The organism is uncultured Faecalicoccus sp. (assembly GCF_944327125.1).
In the GTDB taxonomy this organism is placed as follows: Bacteria; Bacillota_I; Bacilli_A; order Erysipelotrichales; family Erysipelotrichaceae; genus Faecalicoccus.
Genome location: NZ_CALVGO010000060.1, coordinates 1 through 7925, shown reverse-complemented (window position 1 = coordinate 7925; position 7925 = coordinate 1). Strand labels below are relative to the sequence as shown.

General features: G+C 44.1%; 6 protein-coding genes and 1 pseudogene. All 7 read left to right on the top strand.

Annotation, left to right across the window (positions count from 1 at the left end; all coding sequences use genetic code 11):
• Positions 1-747: pseudogene (locus tag Q0K03_RS06580) on the top strand (hypothetical protein); the annotation flags it as partial.
• A 97-nt stretch (positions 748-844) separates the two neighbouring features.
• Positions 845-1822: an asparaginase gene (locus tag Q0K03_RS06575; protein WP_297238926.1), complete on the top strand. Its 978-nt coding sequence runs from the start codon at positions 845-847 to the stop codon at positions 1820-1822.
• 44 nt (positions 1823-1866) lie between these two features.
• A complete protein-coding gene (gene uvrB, locus Q0K03_RS06570; RefSeq protein WP_297238925.1) occupies positions 1867-3834 on the top strand; it encodes an excinuclease ABC subunit UvrB in 1968 nt (655 codons plus the stop codon).
• Between the two features lie 22 nt (positions 3835-3856).
• A complete protein-coding gene (locus Q0K03_RS06565; RefSeq protein ID WP_297238924.1) occupies positions 3857-5296 on the top strand; it encodes a helix-turn-helix transcriptional regulator in 1440 nt (479 codons plus the stop codon).
• A 72-nt stretch (positions 5297-5368) separates the two neighbouring features.
• Positions 5369-5623, top strand: coding sequence for a hypothetical protein (locus tag Q0K03_RS06560; protein ID WP_297238923.1), 255 nt, complete (start codon positions 5369-5371; stop codon positions 5621-5623).
• Positions 5624-5676: 53 nt separating this feature from the next.
• Positions 5677-6384 carry a response regulator transcription factor gene (locus Q0K03_RS06555; protein ID WP_297238922.1) on the top strand — a complete coding sequence of 236 codons (708 nt, stop codon included), beginning with the start codon at positions 5677-5679 and terminating at the stop codon, positions 6382-6384.
• Positions 6384-7925: histidine kinase dimerization/phospho-acceptor domain-containing protein (locus tag Q0K03_RS06550; protein ID WP_297238921.1), on the top strand; the 1542-nt coding region annotated here is incomplete at its 3' end. The genes Q0K03_RS06555 and Q0K03_RS06550, both read left to right, overlap by 1 nt.

The window sequence follows — 7925 nt, the reverse complement described above, 5'->3', positions numbered from 1 at the left end:
ACATCTGGAAGTCTCGCAAAACCAAACGACTTGACATACAGAGCTGTAGGTTCTCAGACAGCGGTTGGATCAAGCCGAAATACAATTCAAGTAACTTTCGCTAATGAAACAATGGAAGGCAACTACATTGTGACATTGGAAGAAGGTATGCTGGTTGTAAACGCATTGCCTGTAGTTGATCCAGATCAGCCAGGTGGAGGAGAAGACAATCCAACACCGGGAACTGGTGGTGACGAAGGTACAGGCACTGACGAAGAAACTGATGCAGACGATGCGGATGAAGATGAAGAAGATACAGAGGATGTCGAAGATGACGATACACCTCTAAGCGATGGTGAAGAAGATGTTGATGATGGCAAGACACCGTTGTCAAAGAACGATGCCTGGGCATTGATCAACCTGATCGCCGCAATCATCACCGTATTGTTTGGATTGATCCTGTTATTATCGAAACGTCATAGAAACGATGACGAAGAAGATGAAGAAGAAAGACAGGCAAGAATGGAAAACGATGAAGAAAAAGAACCAGAACAGAAACGCGGATGGATCTGTAAAGTTCTCGGTGTCATCGTGGCCATTGCCTCGGTAGTATTGTTCATCTTGACAGAAGACATGAGCTTGCCAATGGTATTGATCGATAACTGGACAATTTGGATGGTTGTTATAGCCGTTGTAGAATTAGTACTGTTATTGGTGGGAAGACATTGGAAAGATGTCGAAGAAGACGACGAAGAACAGGAAGCTTAATGACATGAACAAGGAGAGCTAAGGCTCTCCTTTTCATATTTAGGATGAAATCGCTGATTTTTTATTTTATAGTATAGTTTGAAGGATAGTGATAGAAATGAAGAATATAGTGATTATCGCAACCGGCGGAACGATTGCGGGAAGTGGAGACATTGGAAAATCGGCGGATTATGCAGCCGGTCATTTTAAAGTTTCCGATATTCTGGAAAGTGTTCCGGCCATCCGATCTCTGGCTTCGATTTCGACCATTCAGATGTGCAATGTCGATAGTAACGATATGAATAATGAAAGGTGGATCCAGCTTCGTGATTTGATCCATACATGCGCCAAGGATCCCAATGTTGACGGGATCGTTGTAACGCATGGAACGGATACGTTAGAAGAAACGGCGTTCTTTTTGAATCTGACCTTACATACGGAAATTCCAGTCGTTTTGACAGGATCTATGCGTCCGGCGACAGCCACCAGTGCCGATGGACCGATGAATCTATACCAGGCCGTTGCCCTGGCGTGCAGTGACCAGGCTAAAGGAGCGGGTGTATTGGCGGTCTTTTCGGATACGATCTATTCAGGACGAGATATTCGAAAAAGTAACAGTTATAAAACCGATGCCTTTGAGATTGGGCACTTTGGTTCCCTGGGCTATATGCGGGATGATCAGGTCTACTTTTTGAGCCGCAGCCAGCGTCCGCATACGATCACATCGCCTTTTTCCGACATGGAGATCCAAACACTGCCTAATGTCGATATTGCCTACTGGCATTGTGGAGCCGATCTGGGACTTCTGGATTATCTATGCCAGAACAATGAAGGAATCGTCATTGCGGGAAGCGGAAGCGGTAATTATGGAACCTCGTGGCGTGACCACTTTCACCAGCTGGCCAAAGATCATGTGATCGTGCGTTCCAGCCGAGTCGTACAGGGCATTGTTTTTGATTCGAGTTATTTTGATCCGGATCAGGATACGATTCCATCGTTTACTTTCTCACCGCATAAGGCTAAGATCTTACTGATGCTGGCGCTGATGAAGACAAAAGATAAAAGTCAGATCCGTGAATGGTTTGAAACGCTATAGTCGATTCACTTGAAGCGATAGTTTGAATGAAATATAATCTTAGTATGGAAAAATTTGAACTTGTATCGGATTATAAGCCCAGCGGAGATCAGCCTAAGGCCATCGAAGCGCTGGTCAAAGGCTTAAATGAACATAAAAAATATCAGGTTCTTTTAGGGGCGACCGGAACCGGAAAGACGTTTACGGTATCGAATGTGATCGCAAGAGTCAATCGTCCGACTTTGGTTTTTGCGCATAATAAAACACTGGCAGGACAGCTGTATTCGGAATTCAAAGAGTTTTTTCCTCACAACCGGGTGGAATACTTTGTATCGAATTTTGATTACTATCAGCCGGAAGCCTATCTTCCAAAAACGGATACGTATATAGATAAAAACACAAAGACCAATGAAGAACTGGACATGCTTCGAATGGCAGCGGTCAATTCGGTTTTAGAAAGACGAGATACGATCATTGTCTGCTCGGTGGCTTCCATCTATGGGGCCAGCAACCCGGAACAATACCGGCATATGATCTTTACGCTTCGTACCGGGCAGATCATCTCCCGCAAGGAACTGATGGCTTCTCTGGTAAGCCAACAATACAAACGAAATGACACGGACCCTGTACGAGGGACTTTTCGTGTGCGCGGGGATGTCTTGGAAATCACACCGGGACATACCGATGCCTACTTGATCCGGGTAGAAATGTTTGACGATGAGATTGAACGGATCTGTGAAGTGGACCCTTTGACGGGAAAGGTCAAACAGGCGTATTCGGTTTATATCATCTATCCGGCCAATGGGTATGCCACCAGTATGGATATAATGGAGAAAGCGGCCAAATCGATCGAAGCCGAACTGGAAGATCGTCTGGCGTATTTTGATAAGATGGGAAAGCCCTTGGAGAAAGAGCGTCTTGAACAGCGCTGCCGCTATGATATTGAAGCTTTGCGGGAATTTGGCGTATGCCCCGGCATCGAGAATTATTCCCGCCATATCGATGGACGAAAAGAAGGGGAAAGACCGTATACATTATTTGATTATTTCCCGAAAGATTTTTTATTGATCGTGGATGAAAGCCATGTTTCTTTACCGCAGATCCGCGGTATGTACAATGGCGACCGGGCTCGTAAAGAAGTTTTGGTGGAATATGGATTCCGCCTTCCCAGCGCTTTGGACAACCGTCCGCTTCGGTTCAATGAATTTGAATCTTTGATCGATCAGGCCATCTTTGTTTCGGCGACACCGGGAGACTGGGAGCTGGAAAAGACACACAATGAGGTCATTGAACAGATCATTCGTCCAACCGGATTGTTGGATCCGGAAGTGGAAGTGCGTCCTATTGAAGGACAGATCGACGATCTTGTCGATGAGATCAAGGAAAGAGTGGCCCGTAAGGAAAGAACGCTGGTCACGACGCTGACGGTGCGCATGGCCGAAGATCTGACGGCGTATTTAAAAGAGATGGATCTGAAGGTTGCCTGGCTGCATCATGAGGTGACCACGATCGAAAGAACAGAGATCATTCATGATCTTCGCCAGGGAAAATACGATGTCCTGGTGGGCATCAACCTGCTTCGTGAAGGTCTGGATATCCCGGAGGTTTCTTTGATTGCGATCTTAGATGCCGACAAGGAGGGCTTCCTTCGCAGCAAGCGCTCTTTGATCCAGATCATTGGACGGGCGGCGCGTAATGCCCAGGGAAAAGTCATCATGTATGCGGATACGATCACGGAAAGTATGAACTATGCTATTGAAGAAACCAAACGGCGCCGATCGATCCAGATGGCCTACAACGAAGAACATGGCATCGTTCCTAAAACAATCATCAAACCGATCCATGATGTCGTCCGCTCCAAGGAAACCAAGGAAATGGCGGCTCGCTATCTTAAAAAGAAAAAGATGCCGGCCAAACAAAAGGAAGTCATGTTGGAGAACATTGAAAAAGAAATGCGGGAAGCGGCTCGTACTCTGGATTTTGAAAGAGCGGCTCAGCTTCGTGATATATTGTTTGAATTAAAAGGGCAATAGCCCTTTAAACAGGAGAGAGATTATGTCAGAGTTTTCAGAAATGTTAGAGAGTTATGTAACGGCCAAGAAGGTCAACAAATATCAGATGGCAAAATATCTGTCGGTGGATCGCTCTTCCTTACATAAGATCATCCAGGGACAGCGAAATGCCCCTTCTAAGGATCTTGTTTTGCGCATAGGGAACTATCTGGAACTGACGCCTTATGAGATCAAAGAACTTTTGGAACTGTATTCGATCTCTTTGGTGAGTCCGGATATCTATTACCGAAGAAAAAACGTGGATACGTTTATCCGTTCTTTCCACACCGAACCGACTTTGATCGATATGCCTGGTTTTCAAAATGAAGAACTTTCTCTTTTTGAAGATCCGGTTCGTCCCTTTCATAAGATTGGTAAGAATTTGGAATATTTGATCTATCATTTAGTGGTTCAGGAAAACAAAGAGGAATGCGGAGAGATCAAATTTTTGGGAACCCCGGGTTTGCCAGGTTTTTCCAATATTTTTCCTATGGTCAAAGAACAGACTTCTTTAAAACACATTTTGCCTTTGTCGCAATACAGCGGCATTTTAGAAGTGCGTAAGGATCGTAACTTTCACTCTTTATGCCAGACGATCTCTTTGTATGCCCAGTTTGCGGACCACGGCGTTCGCTACAGAACGACGTATTATCATGGAAATGATTTTTCCCATTCAAAGTTTCCGCCTTTTCCTTATTTGATCGTGACCACCAGCTTTGCCCTGCAGATCTCCAGTGATTATCAGGAGGCCATCTTGTATTCGGATAAGGCTATGGTCCGCTATTTCCATCAGATCTTTGATGATTTGTATGAACTGACCAGCCCATTACTGCTTCCGGTGCAGGATCTTCATTCACAGTTGGCCCTTGCGGTAAAGATCATGCAGAACCGCAATACGGAGGAAATTCATTTCTCTTTATTGCCGTGTCTGGTTCCTTTTTTAGAAGAGCGTGAGATTCAGAAATACTTGTTTAGCGATCTTCCGGAGCGAAAACAGTTTATGGAACAGCTGAACAAATACATCAAGTCTTTGAATCTTCGGCATAAAAAGATCCATCCGGTCATGTTCATGAGCGAAAATGGGATACGCCGTTTTATGGAGACAGGACGATTTGATGAATTCTCCAACGATTTCTACCTTCCTTTACATGTAGAAGATCGTAAAGCGGTACTGCAATGTTTTATTAAACATAGTTCCAATTATGACATTCGTTTGTTGAAAGAAGATATCGGCAATGTGACCAGTGGGTTAAAAATCTATATTTCCGATTCGATTGGCTATCTTCAATTCATGACCAACTCTGGGAAAATCATGTTGTTGAGTATTGAAAATCCAAATTTCATCGCTTCGTTCAAGGATTATTTTGAATCGCTGGATTCAGATCAATACGATACAGGAAAAGAAGCTATGGATAAGATTTTGCGAATCATCGACTCATATTAAGAAAAATTTTAGAATTCTATCCGCAATTCATTTATGGATTCCCTTTATCCTAAGAATAGGAAGAGGGAAATCATGAACGCATTGCGAAAATGGATAATAGGACTGACGATATCGGGTACATTTTTTTGTGTCAGTCTAAACCAAGGATATTTATCAGATCCCGGCAAACTTCAGGAGCTGTTGATCGAAACGGGTCTGTGGGAACCTTTTCAGTTTATTGTTCTGCAGATCTTTCAAACAGTGATCCCTATTATTCCCCGTGCCATCGGGGTGGAAGTATGGCGGGATTTTTGTGTAACCCTATGGGATTTCGCAGGAGCTTTTTGATAAAGCCTTTACTTATTATTTAACTTCCTAAGAAAGAAAAGGAGGAAAAGATCATGGAACATACCATACTGGTTGTTGAAGATGAAACAGGAATTCGCAAGGCCATCTGCATCTATATGCAGAATCAGGGCTATCGGGTGCTCGATGCCCCTAACGGAAAAGAAGCCCTGGAGATCCTGGAAAAAGAACCGGTTCACCTGGCCATCGTAGATATTATGATGCCGGTGATGGATGGCATCACCATGGTGATGAAGGCACGGGAAAAATATGATTTTCCCATTTTGTTTCTCAGTGCCAAAAGCGAGGATATCGATAAGATCCACGGTCTCAACATCGGGGCCGATGATTATATCACCAAGCCTTTTACCTCGCTGGAACTGATTGCCCGGGTGCGGGCCCAGTTACGCCGCTATGAACAGATCCTGAATTTAAAAAAGGACAAAGAAGAAACCCAGGGGATTTATACGGTCGGGGATCTGGAACTGAATACGGTCACAAAAGAAGTGTATGTGGCTTCTCAGATCGTTCATCTGACCCCGAAGGAATTTGCGATTCTGGAACTGCTGATCAAAAATCCCGGCCGTGTTTATTCGGCCCAGCAGATCTATGAGATCATCTGGCAAGAAGAAGCCATCAATACAGAGACCATCATGGTGCATATCCGTAAACTAAGAGAAAAAATCGAAGCCAACCCCAAAAAGCCGGTCTATATCAAAGTCGTTTGGGGAATCGGTTATAAGATGGAAAGGATGGATCCGTGATGAAAAAAAGTCACCGGCTGCTGGCTATCTTCTTTCTGATATGTGCTTTGTGTTCAGGCATCGTGGTTTCGCTGATGCCGCAAATCAACCTTAAGGCCACTACCGATATCGAAGAAGTGGACCCCTATCTGATTGAAGACATTCAATGGCTGATCGTAGGAAAGATGAAACAGATGGATCCTTCTTATTCTTTGATTCAGTGCGAAGACAAAGACCTGGAAGCACAAATCAATGAACGAGTCGATACCGCAATTCGAAAAGCGGTTTATGAACTGGATAACGATCCGAATTTCTATTATCGTGTCCTTTCCGGACAGAAAACGGATGAACGACAGTTCAACGAAAAGGTAAACAAGGAGAATTCCTTGTTCTATGGCGTTCTTGATTATGATGAAAAAGGCAATCTCCATCAAGAAGGGACCATGAGTTTACCAGAATTCAGCTTTTTGTCTCTGGATTATTTCTATTCCCTGTACGATCTGGTTTACGGACAGGAAACCATAGGTACAGGAGATATCGAGATTGTGCCGCCTTCGGATCTCTATGTGGAAATATCGATCCCTAAGGAAATGAAAGAACGAAAAGGCGTGGTCTATCAATCGATTTACAATGAGTCTTTATGGGCGCCTTTTACCATTATGTCTTTTCTGGCCGGCGCTGTAGTGATGGGTTTATATATTCTGATTGCCCAGTATCAAAGTCTTGGCCAGGTGCAGCCGTTTAAAACGCTGTTAGGATGGAAAGCGGAATTCAATATTCTCTTTTTGGGGTTTGCCACCAGTTTGGTCCTTTTGTTTGGGACATACTGTATCGGATTGACGCTGGATGAAAGACTGGTTCCCGCCCTTGATCGATTTGGCTTGCCGATGCCGGAGATCTGGGTGGGTGCGCTTGATTTTACGGTTTACTTTTTGTTTATGGTTTTAACCGGCTTGTGCTTTTATTACGTGAAATACGCATTCTGTTCAGGCCCTGTGCGCTTTCTAAAGGAAGATGTCTGGCTTGGCCGTCAAATCGTACGTTTGGTACAGGATATCCAGGATATTAAGAATTATGATTTCAATGACAATCTCAAATCACTGATTTTTAAAGGGTGCCTGATCAATACCCTTATTGTCTTCTTGCTCAGTTTATTCTGGGGCTGGCTTCTGGCACTGGTCTATGGCATCTGTACGTATTTGTTCCTGGTGCATAAAGCGGTTTTGTTGACAAAAGAATATAAGAAACTGTTAGGCCGAATGGATCGGATGGGACAGGGAGATTTTTCCGTTACTCCTATGGATCATACCGACATTTTATTGTCTTTGCAGGAACGTCTGGATACCTTGCAGGATGATTTTGAACAAGCCATCAAGGAACGCGTTCGTTCCCAGAATCTAAAGACCGAACTGATCACCAATGTCTCTCACGATCTAAAGACGCCTTTGACAGGGATCAAGAATTATCTGGAACTGCTCAACGATTCCCATCTTTCGCAAGAAGAAAAACAAGAGTATCTGGAACGAATCAATCAGTATACAGACCGTTTAAGCAAGCTGATC

Bases quoted from the DNA above. Each gene is read 5' to 3' on its own strand.
- Q0K03_RS06560 (WP_297238923.1), top strand. From the start codon at position 5,369: ATGAACGCATTGCGAAAATGGATAATAGGACTGACGATATCGGGTACA.
- Q0K03_RS06565 (WP_297238924.1), top strand. From the start codon at position 3,857: ATGTCAGAGTTTTCAGAAATGTTAGAGAGTTATGTAACGGCCAAGAAG.
- Q0K03_RS06575 (WP_297238926.1), top strand. From the start codon at position 845: ATGAAGAATATAGTGATTATCGCAACCGGCGGAACGATTGCGGGAAGT.
- Q0K03_RS06555 (WP_297238922.1), top strand. From the start codon at position 5,677: ATGGAACATACCATACTGGTTGTTGAAGATGAAACAGGAATTCGCAAG.
- uvrB (WP_297238925.1), top strand. From the start codon at position 1,867: ATGGAAAAATTTGAACTTGTATCGGATTATAAGCCCAGCGGAGATCAG.